Annotated in this window: 18 protein-coding genes; 8 read left to right on the forward strand and 10 right to left on the reverse strand. The window is 47.0% G+C overall.

Annotated elements, in window-relative coordinates; all coding sequences use genetic code 11:
* Positions 1-177 precede the first annotated feature (177 nt).
* Positions 178-1,317 (forward strand): glycosyltransferase family 4 protein, encoded by a 1,140-nt coding sequence (locus G3M70_04560; protein ID QPJ61198.1) that lies wholly within the window; start codon positions 178-180, stop codon positions 1,315-1,317.
* Between the two features lie 390 nt (positions 1,318-1,707).
* Here G3M70_04560 and G3M70_04565 read toward each other — a convergent pair whose 3' ends face one another.
* Together G3M70_04565 and G3M70_04570 are read right to left on the reverse strand one after the other, a co-directional pair.
* Positions 1,708-1,941, reverse strand: coding sequence for a hypothetical protein (locus G3M70_04565; protein QPJ61199.1), 234 nt, complete (start codon positions 1,939-1,941; stop codon positions 1,708-1,710).
* 285 nt (positions 1,942-2,226) lie between these two features.
* Positions 2,227-3,327 (reverse strand): Fic family protein, encoded by a 1,101-nt coding sequence (locus tag G3M70_04570; protein ID QPJ61200.1) that lies wholly within the window; start codon positions 3,325-3,327, stop codon positions 2,227-2,229.
* An 86-nt stretch (positions 3,328-3,413) separates the two neighbouring features.
* Here G3M70_04570 and G3M70_04575 point away from each other — a divergent pair, with 86 nt between their 5' ends.
* On the forward strand, positions 3,414-3,590 hold the full coding sequence (locus G3M70_04575; protein ID QPJ61201.1) for a hypothetical protein: 177 nt from the start codon (positions 3,414-3,416) through the stop codon (positions 3,588-3,590).
* Between the two features lie 206 nt (positions 3,591-3,796).
* Positions 3,797-4,858: an IS481 family transposase gene (locus G3M70_04580; GenBank protein ID QPJ61202.1), complete on the forward strand. Its 1,062-nt coding sequence runs from the start codon at positions 3,797-3,799 to the stop codon at positions 4,856-4,858.
* Positions 4,859-4,929: 71 nt separating this feature from the next.
* Here G3M70_04580 and G3M70_04585 read toward each other — a convergent pair whose 3' ends face one another.
* The 6 genes from G3M70_04585 to G3M70_04610 all read right to left on the reverse strand — a co-directional run bounded on the left by G3M70_04585 (position 4,930) and on the right by G3M70_04610 (position 11,196).
* Positions 4,930-6,648, reverse strand: coding sequence for a DUF2326 domain-containing protein (locus G3M70_04585; GenBank protein QPJ61203.1), 1,719 nt, complete (start codon positions 6,646-6,648; stop codon positions 4,930-4,932).
* Entirely contained in the window at positions 6,641-6,877 is a 237-nt protein-coding gene (locus G3M70_04590) for a hypothetical protein (GenBank protein ID QPJ61204.1), read from the reverse strand. Before G3M70_04590 ends, G3M70_04585 begins: the two co-directional genes overlap by 8 nt.
* On the reverse strand, positions 6,870-7,835 hold the full coding sequence (locus tag G3M70_04595; protein ID QPJ61205.1) for an SMEK domain-containing protein: 966 nt from the start codon (positions 7,833-7,835) through the stop codon (positions 6,870-6,872). The genes G3M70_04590 and G3M70_04595 overlap by 8 nt, the downstream gene beginning before the upstream one ends.
* Positions 7,836-8,006: 171 nt before the next feature.
* Positions 8,007-8,837, reverse strand: a complete 831-nt coding sequence (locus tag G3M70_04600) for an MBL fold metallo-hydrolase (protein ID QPJ61206.1) — start codon at positions 8,835-8,837, stop codon at positions 8,007-8,009.
* Between the two features lie 197 nt (positions 8,838-9,034).
* Positions 9,035-9,928 carry an NAD(P)-dependent oxidoreductase gene (locus G3M70_04605; protein ID QPJ61207.1) on the reverse strand — a complete coding sequence of 298 codons (894 nt, stop codon included), beginning with the start codon at positions 9,926-9,928 and terminating at the stop codon, positions 9,035-9,037.
* 209 nt (positions 9,929-10,137) lie between these two features.
* Entirely contained in the window at positions 10,138-11,196 is a 1,059-nt protein-coding gene (locus G3M70_04610) for an NAD(P)-dependent alcohol dehydrogenase (protein ID QPJ61208.1), read from the reverse strand.
* A 351-nt stretch (positions 11,197-11,547) separates the two neighbouring features.
* Between G3M70_04610 and glnD the strand changes: the two genes are divergently transcribed.
* The 4 genes from glnD to G3M70_04630 all read left to right on the forward strand — a co-directional run bounded on the left by glnD (position 11,548) and on the right by G3M70_04630 (position 18,614).
* Complete coding sequence (gene glnD, locus G3M70_04615) at positions 11,548-14,259, forward strand: [protein-PII] uridylyltransferase (protein ID QPJ61209.1); 2,712 nt, start codon at positions 11,548-11,550, stop codon at positions 14,257-14,259.
* A gap of 223 nt (positions 14,260-14,482) precedes the next feature.
* A complete protein-coding gene (gene mnmG, locus G3M70_04620) occupies positions 14,483-16,360 on the forward strand; it encodes a tRNA uridine-5-carboxymethylaminomethyl(34) synthesis enzyme MnmG (GenBank protein QPJ61210.1) in 1,878 nt (625 codons plus the stop codon).
* Positions 16,357-16,617, forward strand: coding sequence for a DUF4911 domain-containing protein (locus G3M70_04625; GenBank protein ID QPJ61211.1), 261 nt, complete (start codon positions 16,357-16,359; stop codon positions 16,615-16,617). The genes mnmG and G3M70_04625 overlap by 4 nt, the downstream gene beginning before the upstream one ends.
* Before the next feature lie 98 nt (positions 16,618-16,715).
* Positions 16,716-18,614 (forward strand): DUF2339 domain-containing protein, encoded by a 1,899-nt coding sequence (locus G3M70_04630; GenBank protein ID QPJ61212.1) that lies wholly within the window; start codon positions 16,716-16,718, stop codon positions 18,612-18,614.
* Here the strand turns inward: G3M70_04630 and G3M70_04635 are convergent.
* Positions 18,611-19,129 carry an adenine phosphoribosyltransferase gene (locus tag G3M70_04635; GenBank protein QPJ61213.1) on the reverse strand — a complete coding sequence of 173 codons (519 nt, stop codon included), beginning with the start codon at positions 19,127-19,129 and terminating at the stop codon, positions 18,611-18,613. The two genes, G3M70_04630 and G3M70_04635, sit on opposite strands and share 4 nt — an antisense overlap.
* A gap of 105 nt (positions 19,130-19,234) precedes the next feature.
* Positions 19,235-19,993 carry a M23 family metallopeptidase gene (locus tag G3M70_04640; protein QPJ61214.1) on the reverse strand — a complete coding sequence of 253 codons (759 nt, stop codon included), beginning with the start codon at positions 19,991-19,993 and terminating at the stop codon, positions 19,235-19,237.
* Positions 19,994-20,283: 290 nt separating this feature from the next.
* On the opposite strand from G3M70_04640, the gene G3M70_04645 reads away from it, so the two are divergent.
* On the forward strand, positions 20,284-21,372 hold the full coding sequence (locus G3M70_04645; GenBank protein ID QPJ63712.1) for a VCBS repeat-containing protein: 1,089 nt from the start codon (positions 20,284-20,286) through the stop codon (positions 21,370-21,372).
* Positions 21,373-21,386: the final 14 nt, after the last annotated feature.

Consider the following 21,386-nt stretch of genomic DNA (forward strand, 5'->3'; position numbering starts at 1 on the left):
CACCGTTCACCCTACTCTGAGTTAGCGGATAATTTGAAAAAATACTTGAAGCATTGCACCAGAGCACCTGAAGCCATAGGTCACCCCATGCAATTACCCCAATTGTTTCCGGCAGATCAAGAGTTCCCTTTATCGTCCGATAAAATGGCAATAGCGAACAACATGGCAACGGAATAAATGACACTTAGAATAGGAATAGATGCCCGCCCTATCGAGTCTGCGGCATGGGGAGTGGGTCGCGTTCTCGATAATCTGGTACGGCAATGGAGGAAGGATTCCCGGGGGCACCAGTTTTTTTTATATTTCAAGAATCAAATTCCCGATCGCCCGGAACTCCAGACCCCTCCCTTTAAAAGTAAAATTGTTCCACCGCCCTTCATCTTTAAATCCCACCGACTGTGGGAACAGATCAGTCTGCCCCGGCAAATTGAACGGGATGAATTGGATGTATTCCTTGCGCCATCCTATATCATTCCGTTAAAGGCCTCCTGCCCAACGTCGGTGATTATTCATGATGTTTCATTCGCTCGATTTCCCGAATGGTATTCTCTTAAGGAAAGGATCGAACTGGCCTGGCTGATAAAACGAACGGTGAGAAAAGCCACCCACATTGTCTGCTGCTCAGATGATGGCAAACAAGAACTGCTTTCCCTTTATGGCAACCGGTGGGAACGAAAAATTCAAGTTGTTCCCTGGGCTGCGGATGAACGCTTTAAACCTGCAACCGGCCCGGCTGACACGATACAAATTAAATATAAAATTAATGGACCTTACTTCCTCTTCGTCGGCTACTTGTTCCAGAGAAGAAACCTTCCTTTACTGATCCGGGGATTCCATTCCATTGCCAGAAATTTTCCGGACGTATCCCTGGTAATAATCGGGCGTGACAAGGATTACGGTGGGAGTCTTCCGAGTATGATACGTGACTTAAAGTTAGAGCAACGAGTCAAGATTATTGACTACGTTCCCGAAGTAGACTTGCTGTCGTTTTACCAGCAGGCTTTTTGTCTGGTACACCCATCTACGTATGAAGGGTTTGGTTTGCCGGTGATCGAGGCATTGGCCTGCGATGTCCCGGTATTACTGGGTCCTTCAGGAGCCTTGAAGGAAGCTGCGGGAGACGCTGCTTATGTTATCGACCCATTCAATGAAGAGGGCCTCGCCAACTCCATGACCTCTCTTTTGGAATCCGAGACATTGCGTCAGGAACTAAAAGAAAAAGGACGACTTCAAGCGGACGCATTGAACTGGAAACGAACCGCATCGGAAATCCTGGATGGCCTGGAACAAGCAGCCGGTTCTGAAAAGTTGACTTAACCATCAGGAGTTATTACTTAAAAATATTTTTACGTCTGGGATGCTTTGCCAACCGCGACCGAATCAGAAAATGAGTCGTTGTCCTGTGCTTTTATGTTTAAGAAAATGGGATACAAAACCGGTGTGAGAACCAAGATAAGAAAAGTGGAAACGATCGATCTCCCCATGACGGAAACCGCCATGGGTCCCCAAAATGGTAATCAGGGTAATGAGCATTTTTCTCCCTCCCCTTTCAAGGAAAGGGTGCAGGAGGGATTATCAATACAACCTCCCCTGTATCCCCTCCTTTGTTGAGGAGGGGAAGGCGCATCGAGTTCTTTCAAATGTTTGATCCTGGTTTTACAAAAATGTTTTTAACAAGGGGAAGGAAATTTCTATAAAAAAAATACTTCAATCTTTACCTGGTAAAAGGTTTTCTCGTGCATCATTTAGTAATTCATCATAATTTGGTTTAAAAGGTTCGGCCAATTGCTTTTCAAGCAGGCATAGTAATCTCCATAGCGCTATTTTTTCTGATTCATGGGTAACCGATAAGCTTTCAGAATCACAAAACCTGGATAGCATCTCAAATAAAACCAATCCTTCATCTTTAGTTAGTGAAATATTTATGCTTTCTTTACTCATTTTTAACCCCTACATTACCCGCCTTTTGAAAAACGGGTTGTGTGTTTTCTCCTGTTCCGCAGTGACGCAGGCTAGGCAATGCAGAAAAAGCGGCGAAGAATCGTTCACGCCTGTCCGTCAAATGGGATGGGGACAAACTGAAAGAAATGAAAGTTGTTAAGAAAAAGGGACGTTAGTTGTTGAGTTCTGTTTCGATAAAAAATTGTTTGGTTGAAAGACTTTTCCAGGAATAGAAAAAAGTCAGGTGAGTTTTTTAAATTTGCCCGCCTCCCAAAGACTGTTGATTTACATTATTATTTCATACCGTGTGCTGCGGCCCCCTCCGGAAGCTGAAAGAATATTTTTTTCTACCAAACCCTGTAAATCCCTTGTAGCGGTTGCTTTTGAAGTCTGGGTGATCGCCATGTATTTTTTCGCACTCATGCCACCGGTAAATCCCTTGGGGCCTTCCTCCAGCATTCGTTTTATAGCTTTTAATTGACGGTCATTTAATTCGTTTTTGAATTTGTCAAAGAACCGGGCTTTTCTCAGGGTGAAGTTGATTTCCTCTTCCGCCTGGCATTGGGATGCAAGAACCAGATTTGCAAAATAAACAATCCAGGATGTGATTTTATTCGATTTTTGTCCCTGCTTTAAATTTTCATAATAGTCCTTTTTGTTGGCCTCGATGGTTTTGGACAAACTCATGAGGACAGGGCGGTCTATCCCCTGTGCTAGGGCCTTTTCAGAAAGGGCGCGCCCGACCCTTCCATTGCCGTCTTCAAAGGGATGGATTGTCTCAAAGTAAAGATGGGTGATGGCAGACCGTACCACCGCCATTTTGATTTCGTTTTTCCTGCCGGGCGCAGTTTCATTAAACCATTTAATGAAAGCAGTCATTTCTTTCGGAACCCTGTTAGAGGGGGGAGCTTCAAAATGAATTTTCTCCTTCCCAACGGGACCTGAAATAACCTGCATGGGTTCTTTGTGGGTGCGCCATTTCCCGGCTTTTATTCTTTGTGCTCCCTTCATAATCATGGAGTGCCAGGAAAACAGCTTTTCTTTTGTCAGTTTTTCAGCATAACTGTTCCTGGTATCAACCATAAGCTCTGCGATGCCCTGGGCTCTTTTATCGCGGGATTGCGGGGCATGCCCCAATCCCAGATTATTCCTGATCGACGACAGGACATCCTGGCGGCTTAAATATTCGCCTTCAATTTCGGATGTTTTAATGGCTTCTGCGACCATGATATTAATCGTGGCCTCGTTGCGATCATCTTCTGGAAGACCCTCCAGTAGACCACTGACCCTTCCGACCCGTTCTGCGTAAGCAAAGAGGATGTCTTCAATTTCCTTGAGGTTGTATTTGAAGTGAGGCCAGTCAGATTGTTGCCAGTTATAAGTCATGAGCCAAATATAGCATATAATCGGCTCATTATCAATTTAAATTTGAGCCGAATAATCCGGGTTTTCGGCTCAAAAACGAGAGGTACATGGGAACAATCGGGTTCAAAAAGGATGGGGGGCTGCAGGCCACACTTTGTCGAGCCCAGCGTTTCACTGCCACTTATTGCAGGTTATGGGGTGCAGAAAAAGACATCGAAAAACCGCTCCCGCCTGTCCGTATAATGGGACGGGGATCAATTGAAAGAAATGAAGATCATCAATAAAAATACGCGCTTGATATTAAGTCTTCCGTTTTTCACAGCATTTCGTTTGTGGGGAAGAAAAGATTTTGTTGTTTTGTCGATTATTTGAAGAGTGCTAGTAATAGTCTGACAGTTGATCATTTTTGAAAAGAAAGTGGTCATTGGCCCTTGATTGGGTAAATTGTAAGTGTCTAACGCTTACGAACCTACTCGACAAGGAGAATCCAATGACCACCGTGAACAAGGTAGCACGAAGGAAACTGTCCATGCTAGAACTGGCAGGTGAACTGGGCAATGTCAGCAAAGCCTGCAAAATCATGGGCTATTCCCGCACCCAGTTCTACGAGATTCGCAGGAACTACCAGACCTATGGAGCCGATGGGTTGATTGACCGTCTGCCCGGTGCCAAAAGTCCTCATCCCAACCGGGTTTCTGAAACAGTAGAACAGGCGGTTCTCGATTATTCCCTGAAACATCCTTCCCATGGATGTCTTAGAGTTGCCCAGGACCTGGTCCTTACAGGAATCAACGTTTCCTCGGGCGGCGTCCGGGGTGTGTGGAGCCGTCACAACCTCTTGCAGAAACATCAACGATTCCTGAGGCTGGAACAATCGATCAAGAGCAAGAAGATCGACCTGACCGAAGATCAGATACGCGCGTTAGAAAGGTTCAGTCCGGAGTTCCGTGAACGCCATATCGAAACCCGGCACACCGGTGACCTGGTGGCGGTGGACACCTTCATGGTCGGAACCTTGAAAGGCGTAGGCCGTGTGTACCTGCAAAGTGTCATCGATTGCTACAGCCGATACGCCTGGGGAAGGCTCTACACCAGCAAGTTGCCGATCACCGCAGTCCAGACGCTTAACAACGAGGTACTCCCGTTCTTTGAATCTCACGATGCCAGGATCGCGACCATCTTGAGTGACAACGGCAGAGAGTTTTGTGGACGAAAAGACCGCCACCCTTACGAACTGTTTTTGCAGTTAGAACAGATCGAACACCGCACCACAAAAGTCCGTCGCCCCCAAAGTAACGGCTTTGTCGAACGTCTCCATCGAACACTACTCGATGAACACTTCCGCATCATGGGAAGAAAGAAGTGGTACGAGTCCGTTAAGGAAATGCAGAAGGACCTCGACACCTACTTCATCCACTACAACACTAAGCGTCCTCATCAGGGCAGAAATATGAACGGCAGGACACCGGAAACAGTCTTCAAGGAAGGTCTTCCAAAACCAGATAAAATACAGGAGCAAAAAATAAAAAAGACGGCTAAAATAGCCGCCTAAATCCAATACCCAACAAGGGCCTCTGTTCGGCAAATACTAGCTTTGTACAGATTATTCCGCTATTTATAGATCTAAGATAGCTCTTGATAGTCTATATTTAAAAAGCGGTTTTCTTTTGTGAAAGTTGCTCTTACATGATTATTAAATTCTAATTTAATTTTTTTTAAATCATCCGGGGATAACATGTCTTTGTTAAGGGTTAATATATACTGTTTGTCCGAAAGGATATTTAGAGAGTCGTGAATATAGTTTAGATTCTTAATCAGCGTATCTCTGTCTACTTCAAAGATATTGTCATGTATTAACAAGCCAGGGTGTTTGTTATTCGATTTCAATGAATTGAGCAAGGCGAAGTCATAGAAAAATACCTTTTCTCGGTCAATACTATGGCTTCCATCATCATGTATGCGCAAATCATATTTTACTATTTCTCTGTTTTCTCTAATATCAACTTCAAACGAACATTGTTTATTTCCATATACATACTCATGCATATTTAAAATATATTTTTCAATTTTTTCTACTGAACTTATTGCTTCTATAACATAGGAGTCAAGCAAATGGATTTGGTTCTTTCTTTCTATGCTTTTATCTCTGCGTTCTTTTTCTTGAACTGTATATGCATCAAGGAAAGAATTTAAAGATGAGTGCTCCTCGAATTTCCGTTGATGAATCGCGATGGTCTTTTTTAAATTTTTTAGTACACCTTCTTGGTCTAGTAATGCTGTTTTTTCTTTGTACCTATGGTCAAGATGCTTTAAATCTGAGCTAATCGACTTGATCTCATTGAGTACTTGATCCTTTCTTTCATTTATCAAAGATCGCTGGAAATCATCTATTTTCTTTTTAAAGGCTGTAACTTCGGCAAGTTCTTTTTTAATTAAATCGCCCAAACCATCCTTGAATTGGTTGTAGAGATCAGCGACCTCTTCCTCATTGATATAGTTATCACCTTTAAATAGTTGAATTTTTGAGAGTTCATTTTTTAAGATTTCTTGCAATGCGCGCTTATCATCTATTTTCTGTTCCAGGGCAATTATTTCAGATTTGACGATCTCAAAGCCTTCAAGGTTTTCAAGCCTATCGATGTCTTTCTGGGTTTTTTCAACCTGACTCTTTAAGTCGTTAAGGTCTGCCTTAGCTTCTGAGATGTTTTTTCCAGTCAAAGTTTCGATATTACTCTTTATCTTTGATTTTGCAGCCTTGATTTTCGTTAATTGTTTGTAAAGGTTAATAGCCTCTTTATATGGTGCCGGATTTACTCCTAACAAATATAGGTGAGGCTCATAATCTGGGGGAATAGTTTTATCAGTATCAAAACATTTTATTATAGATTTGAATTCAGATTTTTCATCACGTATTAGAGGTCCTAATACTGACCGAAAAGAAGGGGATTCGCTTGTGCTAGCCGTGCCAAAGGTCAATAATGTCAAATACTCTAAAATTTGAATTTTATCTGATATTGGTTTCTTCTTGCCGTTAACAAATAGCTCAGGAAAATTTTCATTGAACACATTTCTTCGAATAGTTAATTGCTTCTCGCCTATTTCGAAATCTAGGATTATCTCAAAATCATCAGGTAACTCATTTTTAGGTATTTTTGAGACACGACTCTTTGAATGATCTTTTAATAGGGCGTAATTGATAAACTCAATGCATAGAGATTTTCCGACACCGTTAGTTTTTACAGTTTTTTCTGTTGTTTCGCCAAATATTAAATTGAATCCATTTTTAAATTTAATGGGATTAAAAAGGGGCGGCTCGCTGTATAATTTTTTAATTTTAAGCATTGGTAATTATATATGGTTCATCAAATTCTATAATGTCTAACGAATAAAGAAATAAGACCCCGTAATAAAGGCTTTTTGCGCCAATTTTTTTGGTTTTTCTCAAAGATCGTGCCGCATCAAAGATGCTAAGCGTATTGGTTTCAGAAGCATTTAAAAGTTTTAAGATTTCAGCCCCAATAACTGGAGCTGATTTTTTAAGATTTTCGTTTTTTGACACTAAATTAGCCATTTTGCACCTGTTTATTTGGAAAGACATTGCATTTAATTAATTGATCCACAATGTAGAACTCAGCCGCACCCGAATCAAATGAAAATCCATTGCTTGAAAGATGGTTCTCAAAATTCTTTACTAATAGCTTTAAAGCTTCTTTAGGATCTCCATGGCATTTGTTCAAAATATCGTCGCTATAACCCTTTAGGTATGTTCCGGCTTTCCGTAAAGCTTGCGCGCCAATGTCACTTTGGTCGTAAATAGTACTTAATATTTTTCCATATTCAATATAAAGATCACAGTACCTGTTAGTTAAAAACTCAGAGTAATCTGAAAATCGATCATATATTTTATTTTCAGGATCAGGGTCCTCTAAAAATCCACTTCCAGCATCTGGGTGCTTTCCATTACTTAGCATTTCAATCATTGCTAAAATTGTGTTGACTTCATTAGGCAGTGTCGAGGTTGCTTCGTCTTGTAGTTCTTCGACTAAAAAGTCTCGAATGCTTTTGATCTTTTCCAGGTCAGATAAAAACTTTATATCTTTTAGTAAGGTATCTATATCCCAAATATCCTCTTTGGTATTTATAGCAAAATTATCATCGCCAATTGTTTCGTCTTTATGTTGACTCCTCTTAACAATATTAAGGATAATCAGTCGGTTATATTCATCAAATAATTTATGCTCAATAAATTTTTGAACAGTTTTCTTAGTTTTTTTTAGGCTAGAAGTTGAGGTTACTTGGATAGATAGTTTTTGTGCCTTGTCACTGAGGTCGATAGCCGCTGCATTTGGATCAAAATTATTCTGATTTTCTAAATTGTATCCGTAAATTAAATTGAGTAATTTTTCGTAGAAATCTTCTGAAAAGTTATTAACGTCAGTTAAGTTCAATTTATTACTGGATTCTACAAGCTTAGGTAATCTAGTAAGCAATTTTATTATCTTGGTTATATACTCTTGTTTCTTGCTCATACTCTTTCCATAAGCAAATTAAGTCATTGTATTGTAGGGCCTCATGCCTATTTTGAGTCGCTTGCGGACTTATGACTATTTTGGTCCCCAAGAAATGCACATCTTGTCATGTTCCCTCTGGATTCTACCTGAAATATCGGAAAAGGGAATAGGTGGGTATTCTTTCCCTCCTCACCCCACCCGCCCCTTAAAAAACGGATTGTGGTTTTTTTCCTGGCCCACGGTGGTGGCGGGACCATGCCCCGGGTGAATGCCGGTGGCATCGGGCAGGCGCAAGACTTTCTTCGTTATGGAATTGAACAGGTCTTCGTAAGAAGAATTGGCTCGACCCATCGACCCGGCGAAAATCACATCCCCGGAAATCAACGTCTGGTTAATCATATAAGACACCCCACCTTCTGTATGACCGGGTGTTTCGATGCACTGGATGCGCAATTTGCCCAGGATGATTTCATCTCCTTCTTTAATAATTTTAAAGTTGTCGCTTCCTCTGGGCCTCGGCTCTTTATGGTCTATGTAGGTGGGACAATCAAACGCTTCACTGAGTTCTCCCAGGCCGCCGGCGTGGTCCGGATGGGCATGCGTCAATAAAATCTTGCTGGGCTTTACGCCCATTTCTTTTGCTTTGCTGATGATGGTTTTCGGGTTCGCCCCCGTATCCACCACCGCCGTTTCCCCTGTTGCCTTGCAACGCAGCAGGTAACAATTGACCGGGTACTCCCCCATAAAAACATTCAGGCAGACCAGATCAAAATCCGGATCATCGGCGGGTTCATCGGGTTCCCAACGTTCCCTGGCGATATCGGTCAGGGCCGGGGCATCCAGATCCAGAGCCGTCGCAAGCTTTAATAACTCCGGTTCCTCCGGAATCAGTTCGTAACTTTCGATCCGTTGCAGGTCGCCCGGCGAGAACCCACTTGCGCGCGCCAGATCGTCCCGGGACCACGCTTTTCCGTCCCGGGCCTTTTCTACAATATCTCCTAATTCATCTTCAAGTGACACAGTCTTCTCCTTAAATTTATTTGAGACCCTTTCAAACTTCAAAAACAAAGTCCAAGGCGAGATTCTTCGTTTCACTCAGAATGACATTGCATGGATTTAACGTGTCACGCTGAGCTTAGAGCCTGTCTTAGGCGCAGTCGAAGGGAAGTGCGGACTCCTTACTTACCCCTTAAATAGTTCTAACGCAAAGGTCTTGTTTATTCCATTCTTCCTTTAAAAACCAGTTCGGCCACACCCGATTTATCCAGCTCGCCCTTGCCCGCATCCGTGAGACGACGGTATTGATCGAACGTCGTCTGCGCCACCGGCAGGGACAATCCTTCGGCCTTCGCCAGGTCGAGGGCGATCCCGGAATCCTTGGCCGCATGGGCGGCAGAAAAATAGCATTCATGATCGCGAATCTGCATGTCCTCACCGTCCGTTTCCAGAACACGCGAAGCCGCGCCGGTCTGGCCGAACACTTCGCGCAGCATCGTCAGGTCCAGCCCAAGCGCATCGCCGAGTCCCAATCCCTCCGCCAGCGCGGCGGTGTTGCTGTTCATGACCATATTGACGAGAGCTTTCACTTTTGCCGCGTCACCCGCGGGGCCGACATAGCGAAGTTGAGAGCTGAGTGCTTCCAATATAGCTTGAGCCTGATCAAAGGCCGGTTTTTTGCCACCACACATGAGGTAGAGCGTGCCTTCACGCGCCTGGGTGATGCTGCTCGCCATCAACGCTTCGAGATTGGTTCCGCCATTGCTTTCGACGCGGGTTTCGGCTTTGATGTGGGCTTCCGGGCTGACCGTGGCGAAATTGATGAACAATTTGTTCTGGGCATGGCAAAGCAGGCTGGTCGGTTGATCCTCCGCGAATATTTCATCCATCGCCGCGTCATCGGTGACCACGGTCAGGACCACATCGCTTAATTCCGCAACGCGCGCCGGGGTGGCTGCCGCCTCGCATGAAAGTTCTTCAGCTAAAGATTTCGCCGCAGGAGCGTGGCGGTCCTGCACCGCAGAGATGGTGAATCCCTGTTCCTTGAGACGCCGCGCCATATTGGCCCCCATACGCCCCACACCCACCATACCGATTCGCCTGTTTTCTGTCATATTTAAAAATTTCCTTTCTTAATGAAGAAAATTATTTTCTGAAGATTTAGCTCTGCTTTTACACAATTGCTCTTCCTTAAATTGGAGACCTTTGTATAACTCCAAAAACCAAAAGCAAAGGCGAGATTCTTCGTTTCACTCAGAATGACAATTCCTTCGTTTTATGTGTCGCGCCTAGCTCATAGAGGTTTGGCGTACTTGCCCGTCCCTTACAAAGTTTTCATATCAATGACGAAGCGGTATTTCACGTCGCCTTCCAGTATGCGTGAATAGGCTTCGTTTATTTTCTGGATCGGGATCAGTTCAATATCGGAGGTGATTCCTTTTTCAGAGCAGAAATCCAGCATCTCCTGAGTTTCGGCAATGCCACCAATCGCGGAGCCTGCCAATGACCTTCTTCCCAGAATCAGATTAAAAACTTCCGGCATCGGGTGCGGGTGTTCCGGCGCACCGACCAGGACTAACGCGCCGTCACGTTTCAATAGACCAATATAGGGATCGAGGTTGTGCGAAGCGGCCACGGTGCTCACGATCAGATCAAAGCTTCGCGCATGCGCCTGCATCTCGTCTTCGTTTTTTGAAATGACCACCGCATCGGCACCGAGTTTTTTACCATCCTCTACCTTGGAATCCGATCGTGTGAACAGCACGGTCTCGGCACCAAACGCATGCGAAAAATTCACGCCCATATGCCCGAGTCCGCCAAGGCCAACGATGCCGACTTTCTTGCCCGGTCCAGCTTTCCAGTGCCGAAGCGGCGAGTACAGGGTGATGCCCGCACACAGCAGGGGGGCGGCGGCGGCCGGATCGAGACTTTCCGGTACGCGCAGAACAAAACGTTCATCGACCACAATTGTTTCTGAGTATCCGCCGTAGGTTGCCGGTGCGGTGTTGTGTGGATCGGGTGAGTTGTAAGTGAAAACGGTTTCTCCCGTATCGCAATATTGTTCAAGATCATCCTGGCAGCTTGCGCATGTTCCGCAGGAGTCCACCATGCATCCTACAGCGCCGCGGTCTCCTTGTCTAAAGGTGCTGACTTTGTTGCCAACTTTGGTGACCCTTCCCACGATTTCGTGTCCCGGTACACAAGGGTACACGGTAGGCCAGGCCGCCCATTCGTTTCTTGCCGTGTGCAGATCGGAATGGCACACGCCGCAATACTGGATCTCGATTTCGACATCACTGAGGCCGACCTCGCGTCGCTCTATGGAAGCGGCGGCAAGTGAATCCGTTGCGGACGGAGCGGCAAAGGCTTTGGAAGTGGCCATAGCGGTTCTCTTTTTATATTTGTCTGAACACCTGCGCGTGCGCTGGAGAGGATTTGAAAAAAAGATTTATTATAGACCATTCAGGTTGATTTACCGATGATGTCTCTCCGGGATTTGTCCTGAATTATTCTCACGGACAAAACATCAGTCATTTGGGCTAGTGGTTGAAAAGATTGGGGGTTTGGTCTACCCTGATCGTTTGGCGGGCTTGAAAATCCTTGTTTTCCCTTATAATGGAGATCACAAAGGAAAAATCTCAAAAGCCCGGCAATTCATCTGGTATTCCCCATTGCCTTCTCAGTTGCACTGAATCAACAGGCCCCGGTTACATAACCATTCAATCGGCTCAACATGACCCCAACCACCACATCCCGATTTCGAATCGAGTTCAGTCAGCTAGGTCCCTTGCCGGCTGATGCCCGTGAGCGTCTGGAGTATTACCAGCAGTTCAAAAAGCTGGTGCAGGAGGGAAAAGACAAGATCCGCAACTGGCATCATGGAGGCGCCGGGGGGCGTGAGGTGGTGCAGGCCCATACCGCATTGATCGACAGTGTCCTTCGATACGTGATTAAAGAGGTTAAAGCTCTGGACACTTATAAGGAAGAGGATTTGCTGGACCAGTTTGTGCTGGCAGCGGTCGGGGGCTATGGTCGCGGCGAACTGAACCCGGCTTCGGATATTGACCTTCTGTTTTTGCTCGGTAAGAAAATGAGCAAGGTCCTCGACACTTTCATCCAGGAAGTGATCTCGGTGTTGTGGGGGATTGACCTTGAGATCGGACACAGTTGCCGGACCATTCGCGAATGTCAGGCTCTGGCTGCGGAAGACCCGACCGTGCGCACTTCAATGATCGAAACCCGCCATCTCATCGGGAACAAGTCGCTTTACGAAAAGCTGGTGACCTCGGTTCGAAAAAACGTCCTGAAAAAACGTGCCCGGGAATTCCTCGATGAAAAGCTCAAGGAAAAATACGACCGCCATGAAAACGGTGAACATGTTTCCAGTAATCCGGAACCTAACCTGAAAGAAGGTTTTGGGGGCCTGCGCGATTATCATGTTGCTCTCTGGGCAGTGGCAGTACGTTTCGGGGTTTTATCTTTCAGCGAAATTAAAGACGGCGAAGTGGTCAGCCCGCAGGAAATAAGTCGATTGGAACAATCGGTCAACTTCATACTCCGTGTTCGCAACGAACTGCACTACCAGACCGGTAAAAAAGGCGATGTGCTCACTCTCGATCTGCAGGAAAAACTGGCGCATGAATTGGGTTATCGGGGGGAAGCAGGGCAGTCGGCTGTTGAACAGTTCATGCGCGAATACTTCCTCCATGCCACGACCATCTACCAGGTTTCGGAATCAATTTTTCAGCGTTGTCTGGAAGCTGGCCCTTTGCTGACCAAAGTGATTTCAAAATTCAAAAGCCGTGACCTGGGTGATGGGTTGCTTGCCAGAAAAACGGACCTCGGGATAAAGGGCAAAGCTGAAACCCTGTTCGAAAACGATCCACTGAAACTGTTAACTGTTTTTGAGCTTTGCCTGGAGCACGGATTGAAGCCCGACATTCATCTCAAGCGGCTTATTAGAAAAAATGAATTCCGACTGGATTTACAATTTCTAGAAAAAGAGGAAGTACGGGCTTTCATCGACAAGTTACTGGGGCACCCCCAGGCGGAGCCTGTTTTAAGACAGATGCATGAAGTTGGGCTGCTCGGTCGGATCCTTCCAGAGTTTGGTATCACCCACTGCCGCGTGCAGTACGATTTTTACCATCGGTTCACATCAGACGAACATGCCCTGCGAATGGTTCATTTCCTTGAAGAACTGGAAACGCCGCGGGAAGAGGGTCTGGAAAAACTGGCCCAAAATTATAAAGAACTGAAACATCCGGCGACCATCAAGCTGGCCTGTCTGTTGCACAGCCTGGGAGAGGACTCAGGCACGAATGGTGGAAACGAATCCTGTTCCGAGGCGCTGAAAAATGTTTGCCACAGGTTGCAACTGGATGAGACGCAATCGGACCACCTGACCTTTCTGGTGAACAACCTCAATTCGATGAACGAGGCTGCTTTTCATAAGGACATTCACCAGCCCGATAACATTCGCAGTTTGGCGGAGCGGGCGGCCACTCCGGAACGGATCGATTTGCTGGTGTTGTACAGCTATGCAGAGTTGAAAGCTGTTGCGCCGGATACCTGGACGGCCTGGAAACGGCTTCTTTTAATTGAACTGTTCCATCGTACCCGAAATTATCTGGTCAATCCTTCAGGACTCGATAATAAACCGGCAACGACCAAAGCGTCGGTTTACCAGGCGCTCGATGGCAAGGTCCCTAAAGAAGAAATTGATCATCATTTATCTCTGATGCTAGAAGATTATCTCATCACAGCAGGATCGCACGACATCATCGAACATATTCGACTATTGGGAGAAATGAAAGACAAGCCCGTAGTGATGTCACGTCGTTATGATTCCAATGCGGGATTTTACGATCTGGTGATGGCGGCAATTCAATCACCGGACATGTTTGCCAATATTATTGGGGCACTCACCGCAAAAGCGATGAACATTCATGGTGCCCAGATCTATACGCGGCAGGACAACCGGGCACTGATTCATCTACAGGTGGATGGCGGCGAAACTTTTAAAATCCATGGAGAACAGGACGAAGTGTGGAATTCATTCGAGTCCGACCTGAGCGACCTCATGGAAAAGCGGAAAGATTTACCAACCCTGATGGCTTCCCGAACGCGCCTGACTTCTCAAACGGACTCCAAAGCGGCCATTGTGCCTAAAATTGAAATCGACAATCTTCTCGAAAACCGGTTCACCTTTATCCGGATCGAGGCGCGCGATCATCCGGGAATGCTTTATAAAATCGCGCAGGCGTTTGCAGATTTCAATATCCAGATTCACCGGGCCAAGATTGCCGTCCGTGGCGGACGTGGAATCGACGTGTTTTCCATTTCCCAGCACGGCGAAAAAGTCTACCAGCTAGTACTTCAGAGAAAATTGAAAGAGCGTATAATTTCCAACCTGTTCGTTGAACACCTCGAAGACCTCCAGTAACCCCCCACTGGAGAGGCAACCAGCCGATACTTTTACAGTCAGTCTTCCAGCACCCGCCGTTAGGGAGTGCCCGCGTGGTGCCTTTTTTTTGCTTCCCACCAAAAAACTAACTCTTCACAAATAATGGAAATTTTTAATATTCACTATTAGTGGAGAACTTTTTGTAGATCAAGAGGTTTGAGTTACAATAGCTTTTCATTTCAATATCGATTTCAGGAAAATAATGCCGCAATACGATGTCATTGTAATTGGTGCCGGTCATGCCGGATGCGAGGCCGCTCTGGCAGCCTCCCGTATGGGGTCTGCTACGCTTTTACTCACCCTCGACTGGGAGAAAATCGCCTTGATGCCCTGCAACCCTGCCATAGGCGGAGTCGGCAAAGGGCACATGGTCCGGGAGATCGATGCTCTCGGTGGACAGATGGCGCAGGTCATTGACCGCACCGGTATCCAGTTCCGCATGCTCAATGCATCCAAGGGACCCGCAGTCCAGGGCAACCGCGCCCAGGCCGATAAAGACCGATACCGCCTCGAAATGCGTCGTGTTCTTGAAGCGCAACCCGGACTCGACATCGCCATGGAAGAGGTGGAAGACCTTCTTGTTCACGACAATGTGATTCAGGGTGTGCAGACAAAACCGGGAAATGAATACCATGCCCCCTGCGTTATTGTGACCACAGGAACTTTCCTGCGTGGACGCACCCATGTTGGCATGACCACCCGGGAAGCCGGGCGAGTCGGTGAACCGCCGTCTACAAAACTCGCCGAAACATTCCGCCGCCTGGGGTTTGAAGTCGGGCGTTTGAAAACGGGAACACCCCCGCGTCTTCTGGCAAGCACGATCGATTTTTCGCGTTGCGAACAGCAGGACCCGGATGACAACCCGCGTCCCTTTTCATTCCGCAATACGCGCATCAATGATTTGCCGCAAGTGCCCTGCCATATCACCTACACGAATGACCGCACGCATTCGGTGATTCAAAAGAACCTCCATTTGTCACCGTTATATAGCGGAAAGATCGAAGGCGTGGGTCCGCGATATTGCCCTTCGATTGAGGACAAGATCGTAAAGTTTTCGGACAAGACCGAGCATCATATTTTTCTGGAGCCGGAAGGGCTGGACACCGACTGGGTTTACCCGAACGGGATTTCCACCAGTCTTGATGAACAAGTGCAACGCGATCTTGTCCATACCATCCCCGGTCTGGAAAACGCCGAAATCGTGCAACCGGGTTATGCGGTCGAGTACGATTACATTCCGCCGACACAATTGCACGCCACGCTGGAAACCCGGCGCGTTTCCGGCTTGTTTCATGCCGGGCAGCTCAACGGAACATCGGGCTATGAAGAAGCGGCGGGACAAGGGCTGATTGCAGGAATCAACGCCGCACTCAAGGCGCAGGATCGACCACGACTTGTACTCACCCGCATGGACGCTTACCTCGGTGTGATGATTGATGACCTGGTGACCAAAGGAACCGAAGAACCGTACCGAATGTTCACCTCGCGCGCGGAGTATCGTTTGATCCTGAGGCAGGACAATGCAGACCAGCGCCTCATGCATCTTGGACACGAAATGGGTTTGATCGACAAAGAGGCTTTTGAGCACAGTGTTGAACAATCCAAAAGAGTGGAGCAAGAGGTGGCACGTCTAAAACAAACCACCGTAGTGCCCAATGCCGAACATCTGCAAAAACTTTCTTCACTGGGTATTGAGGAGTTGAAAGGACCGACCAGCCTTGCCGGAATTTTACGGCGACCTGATGTCCGCTATGAATCACTCGCCGAAAAGTATGGAGAGGTGGAGTTGAATTTCCTGGAACGTGAGCAGGTCGAAATTCAGATTAAGTATGAATCATTCATTGACCGGCAAAACCAGCTGGTTGAAAAGCAAAAGAAGCTGGAGAATTATGTCATACCAGCAGACTTTGACTTCAAACAGCTTTCCGGGTTGTCGCGAGAAGTTGTTCAAAAACTGGATAACATCCGCCCGGCTACTCTTGGCCAGGCATCGCGGATTTCCGGGATCACTCCAACTGCAGTGCAACTCATAATGCTCCATCTCGAAAGGGTGTTGCGTCGTCGGGGTTCTGCCGCATGACGGCTCCTTCCTCGTTAAACTCCCCTCTTCCTGAACCACCAATGGATGCAGTTCATTGGGTTCTCGAAATAGACAAGCAGGATATTGCTTATATCGTGGGATTGTTTGAAGCTTATGATGATATCGCCATCGTCCGGACCCTGGACGCGGCGCGCGGAAGGATAGAACTGATCATTGCACCCGATTATCTTGAAGATGCAAGGCAGGTTGTTGACGCTTTGAAGGAAGAAATTCCGGTGAGTGTGGTTAGCACTTAGTATGGTTTGAGTTATTGGTTTTATTTTCTGACAAACCCCCTTACCCTGTTTAAATTGAAAAGTTTCAATCGCGGTTATCTCCTGTCTGGATCTGGTCTATGGAGAAAAATGACAAGAACACGTTAAAAGCCAGGATTGGACGGCTGGACTCCATGGTCAATGACCTGAGAAATCTGGCCGCGAAGATAGACCGTGAAATGATAGCGATTAAACAGGAAATAAAAAAACCCCTCCCGCAATCCAAAAAGAAAACTGTTCCAGCGAAAAAACCACCTGAAGGATTAACTCAAGAGCCCGAATTAAAACCCACCTCTTCTACGAAATACGAAAATCCGGTCCCCTTGTTTTATGAAAAAGAAAAGGAAGTTAAAGTCCATTACCCTGACCTGGACGACCCAAAAGAGGATGCAAAAGAGAAGCCGGAACCCGGACCTTCCTCAAAACCTGTTGCCACAGGTGAAACCTGGTTGAGTCGAATCGGAATCACTCTCCTGCTGCTTGGGGTTGTTTTTCTGGTCAAGTATTCTATCGATCAGGGTTGGATCAATCCGGCCGTGCGCTTAATGGGGGGATTTTTAATAGGTGCCGTTCTGGTGCGTATCGGTTTTCAAAACCGTGAATCGCGAGATAAATTCAGTCAGATTTTGCAGGGGGGCGGCATTGCGGTTTTCTACATTGTCGGGTTTGCAGCCTATCAGATATATGAACTAGTTCCTCACACTCTGGCCTTCGCCTATATGGTAGCCGTAAGTGTGACCGGCGTGGTCCTGTCCCTTCGCCAGGAGTTTTTGTCGCTTTCGATGGTTTCCCTTCTGGGAGGTCTGGCGACTCCATTTTTGCTGCGCTCCGGGTCGATGAACCTTTCCGGTTTAGTCGGATACAACTGTTTGTTACTGGCAGGCACCCTTTGGGTTTTTTATCACAAAGGCTGGAAGGCCCTGTTTATCACTTCAATTATCGGGGGCTGGCTGGCGCAATACCTTGCCGTCAAGGGGATACATTTATTACCAAGGAATGCTCCGGATCACCGGATGGCCATTCAGGCAGGGCTTGCATTCACCTGGCTCGCGTTTTGGTGGGCGCCCCTGTTACAGATTTTGAGGGATGAAATAGGAATCGCGAGTCCGTCGGAAAAGGAAAAAGACCCTGCCTTACCTTTCCGCTGGAATCAGGAGGTCTCTCATCTTTCCCTGTCACTTCTGGGGAATGCCATACTTGCCTTTTTCTTTACCACTTTAGTATGGCAGCTGCATACACCGGATTCGGGATGGATACCTTTGGGAGCGATGTTTTGTTACGCGATGGCTTCATGGAAGTTATACCCGAAAGATACGACCCTGGGATGGTTGAATGCCATGATGGCAGTCACTATGGGAACCCTTTCACTTGTTTTTCTCCTTGATGGAGACACTCTGATTTTTTCACTAGCCCTGGAAGCGACGGCGATGCATTGGCTGGCGCATCGTCTTGAAGCGAGACTGCCCCACAATATTGCACACGGCCTGTTTGCGTTGGTGTTTGTCTGGCTGGCGGGAAGACTCCTGTTAATGGGAATGGAACCTCCGCCTGTTCTGAACCAGCTGGCCCTGACTGATCTTGCTGTCCTCGTTTTTATCTCTATATCAGCTTTTAGATTAAAAGAAGGACAGGGACGCCTGCCTTATCTGGTTATGGCTTATCTGGGAATGATGGTCTGGTGGGTTCGGGAAATTGCCTCACTTCCCAATGGAGATGGTTTTGTTTCGATTGCCTGGGGCGTTCAGGGCGCGGCACTTTTTATCATCGGTCTGCAGCGCAACACCCCCGCAGTATTCAGGGTGGGTTTTGCTACGCTGGTGGTGGTTGCGTTGAAACTGCTCATTGTTGATCTGTCTGACCTGGATACCATCTGGCGCATCCTGCTATTTATGGGTATTGGCGCAGGGTTCCTGGGTCTCAGTTACAAGGTTCAGGATCTGTGGAAACAACCGGAAGGTGCCGGAAAGGCCAAGCCCTAATACTGAATTAAAGAATGTACTGAAAGGCCTGGTAATTTTTCGCGTCCATTTAGAAATCCCAGTTCCATCAGGAAAGTCACTTCCACCACATCCGCTTTGAAATTATTCTGCACCAGTTCCGCTGCCGCAGCCATGGTTCCTCCCGTTGCCAGCACGTCATCTATCAGGACAACTTTTGATCCGGGATGAACAGCATCCTGATGGATCTCTACGGAATCGGTTCCATATTCCAGGGAGTAGTCTTGCTGGTAGGTTTTATACGGAAGTTTCCCGGGCTTACGAATCATCACGCAACCGGCTCCCAACGCGTAGGCCAAAGGTGCTGCGAAAATAAAACCACGAGCTTCAATTCCTACAATATGATCAATTTTTTTTCCTTCAAACCGGCCTTTTAAATGATCGACTACTTTACTGAACAACTCGGGATGCCCAAGCAGAGGGGTGATGTCTTTAAAAATGATGCCCTGCTTCGGAAAGTCAGGGACGTCACGAATGATCTTTTTTATTTCTTCCATAGTAACTCACTTAATTTCGGTTGGTATTTCCGGGCAACCTATCAGTTTTTTCGTCGGGCCGCAAACGTTTTACGCAAACACCCTCCAAGCAATCCAAAGTCAATGTTAATTGCGTGGGAGGTATTTCAATGGGTTTTTCGGATGAGTGTGGTTGCGCACTTCAAAATGGAGATGGGGGCCTGTTGACCGGCCTGTTGAACCGACCAATCCTATGATTTGGCCTTTGCCCACCTTTCTCCCTTTGGGTACCAGGTTCCGGTCATTATGAGCGTAGACCGTGGTCAGTTCATTCGGATGTTTGATGATGATCATCTTGCCGTATCCTGTGGGTCCCCAACCGCTGAACTTGATTACCCCACCTGCAGATGCGCGAATCGGTGTGCCGGCTTTTGCACCGATATCGATACCTTCATGCTTTCGTCCACGTCGCTTGCCATAGTTTGAAGTCAGCACTCCTTTGACGGGCCACATCAGGTAACCCGGCCGGACGACTGCAGGTTTTTGTGCACGTCTTTTGGTAGTAGACTTTTTTGTTCGGCCTGGTGTGCGTCTGGGAACACGGCGTGCCACACGCGGATTCTCTGGGCGCAAAACGGGAACTTCCAGTACCCGGACAGCATGGGGAATCCAGATACGCTGTCCTGGAAAAATCTTGTGGGGATCGCCGATGCCATTGACAACCTGTAGTAGCCTCTGGTCGCTGGCATAAGTTTCGGCAATGGCCGATAAGGTGTGCCCCTGTTTGACGGTATGGTAAACGCCAGGGCCTGTGTGCTGCGGCCTTTTATACTCAAAACTCTGACAGCCTGTGAGAACCAGCACCAACAGCAGGAACCAGACTGGAATATATTTTGGACGAAACATGCCTACCCTATCATAACTTATTGATTATTAATGAATTATATCAGTGCCGGCAGGGGTGTCAAGGGTGGCGTTGCGTCTTTCAGCTGGAACAGGTAAGGTGTTTGTTTTGACTTTTATGCCTTTAAGCAGGATTTTAAATTCACAACCAATTCGATGGATCAATTTCCATTGAATAAGGATTGGATCTGCCAGCAATGAACGTCCGAAGATTTCAAATTAGAATCTCTTCAATTCTCCTGTTGACGGCTTTCCTCGTTCCCGTATTGACGGGATGTGGTGAACAGGCCGAGATGAAAAGTTTTGAGCCGTTCGCTCTTCCCTCGTCTTATCCCGTGGGTAAAAAACCAGCAGCATTACTGGCGCACGATATGAACAACGATGGTTTTGCCGATCTTCTGGTTCCCAACACAGACAACAACAACCTTCTGTATTTTGAAAGCAATGGTAATGGATCTTTCAAGGATTCTCTGGAAATGACTGCGGGCAGGGAGCCGGTTGGTGTGGCGGCTGCAGATTTCAGCAACGATGGCATTCCGGACATTGCGGTGATCAATTACGGGGACAACAACATCAGCCTGATCCTAGGGCAAAAAGACGGTATGTTCAAAAAGCTGGGAACCGTGTCTTTGGGCAACCTGCGCCTGCCCATCGCAATTGGTACAGGAGATTTCAATAATGACCGCATTGCCGACCTGGTGGTCACCTTCCGCTTCGACAAGCTGGTCATATTACTGGGCAATGGAGACGGATCTTTTAAGCTGGCTGAATCTTATCAGGCTGCAAGTAACCCGGCCTCTCTAGTGGTCGGCGATTTCAATCACGATAAATTCGACGATTTTGTCGTTGCGTTTAATGGCGTCCGTGCGGATTACATCCGGGTCTATATTTCAAATGGGGATGGAACCTTCAAGTCGCCAATCAAAGTCAGTGGTGGCAAACAGTCGACTTCCATCGCTAAAGGTGACCTCAACCTGGACGGCCACCTCGATTTGGTGGTGACGAATCCCCTGGAGGACAGTCTCACCCTGTTTCTTGGTGACGGTACCGGGCAGTTCAATGTGCAAAAGGATTTTGCTGCGGAAAAAGGGCCAGCGTCCATTGTGGTGGGTGATTACAATAACGATCAGACACCTGACCTGGTTGTCACCAACAGACGCGATGGCAGTATTTCCGTTCTGGAAGGAAAGGGAAACGGTACCTTTGTATTCCCTCACTATAATTTTGCAGTGGGGGTGGGTCCGCGTGCCATGGTAGGAGCCGATTTCAACAACGATGGTTTACAAGACATCGCTCTCCTGCTCTACGAAAAGTCCATCCTGGCAGTCCTGATGCGCAAGATAGAAGGCGTGTCCACTATCGGCACCCGGGACGACAATTGATTCTCGGCTACTTT

Origin of the sequence: Candidatus Nitronauta litoralis (genome assembly GCA_015698285.1) — a bacterium.
Lineage (GTDB): Bacteria > Nitrospinota > Nitrospinia > Nitrospinales > Nitrospinaceae > Nitronauta > Nitronauta litoralis.

Bases quoted from the DNA above. Each gene is read 5' to 3' on its own strand.
- G3M70_04565 (QPJ61199.1), bottom strand. From the start codon at position 1,941: ATGAGTAAAGAAAGCATAAATATTTCACTAACTAAAGATGAAGGATTG.
- mnmG (QPJ61210.1), top strand. From the start codon at position 14,483: ATGCCGCAATACGATGTCATTGTAATTGGTGCCGGTCATGCCGGATGC.
- G3M70_04585 (QPJ61203.1), bottom strand. From the start codon at position 6,648: ATGCTTAAAATTAAAAAATTATACAGCGAGCCGCCCCTTTTTAATCCC.
- G3M70_04635 (QPJ61213.1), bottom strand. From the start codon at position 19,129: ATGGAAGAAATAAAAAAGATCATTCGTGACGTCCCTGACTTTCCGAAG.
- glnD (QPJ61209.1), top strand. From the start codon at position 11,548: ATGACCCCAACCACCACATCCCGATTTCGAATCGAGTTCAGTCAGCTA.
- G3M70_04640 (QPJ61214.1), bottom strand. From the start codon at position 19,993: ATGTTTCGTCCAAAATATATTCCAGTCTGGTTCCTGCTGTTGGTGCTG.
- G3M70_04575 (QPJ61201.1), top strand. From the start codon at position 3,414: ATGGGAACAATCGGGTTCAAAAAGGATGGGGGGCTGCAGGCCACACTT.
- G3M70_04605 (QPJ61207.1), bottom strand. From the start codon at position 9,928: ATGACAGAAAACAGGCGAATCGGTATGGTGGGTGTGGGGCGTATGGGG.
- G3M70_04625 (QPJ61211.1), top strand. From the start codon at position 16,357: ATGACGGCTCCTTCCTCGTTAAACTCCCCTCTTCCTGAACCACCAATG.
- G3M70_04595 (QPJ61205.1), bottom strand. From the start codon at position 7,835: ATGAGCAAGAAACAAGAGTATATAACCAAGATAATAAAATTGCTTACT.
- G3M70_04560 (QPJ61198.1), top strand. From the start codon at position 178: ATGACACTTAGAATAGGAATAGATGCCCGCCCTATCGAGTCTGCGGCA.
- G3M70_04645 (QPJ63712.1), top strand. From the start codon at position 20,284: ATGAAAAGTTTTGAGCCGTTCGCTCTTCCCTCGTCTTATCCCGTGGGT.
- G3M70_04570 (QPJ61200.1), bottom strand. From the start codon at position 3,327: ATGACTTATAACTGGCAACAATCTGACTGGCCTCACTTCAAATACAAC.
- G3M70_04610 (QPJ61208.1), bottom strand. From the start codon at position 11,196: ATGGCCACTTCCAAAGCCTTTGCCGCTCCGTCCGCAACGGATTCACTT.
- G3M70_04590 (QPJ61204.1), bottom strand. From the start codon at position 6,877: ATGGCTAATTTAGTGTCAAAAAACGAAAATCTTAAAAAATCAGCTCCA.
- G3M70_04630 (QPJ61212.1), top strand. From the start codon at position 16,716: ATGGAGAAAAATGACAAGAACACGTTAAAAGCCAGGATTGGACGGCTG.
- G3M70_04580 (QPJ61202.1), top strand. From the start codon at position 3,797: ATGACCACCGTGAACAAGGTAGCACGAAGGAAACTGTCCATGCTAGAA.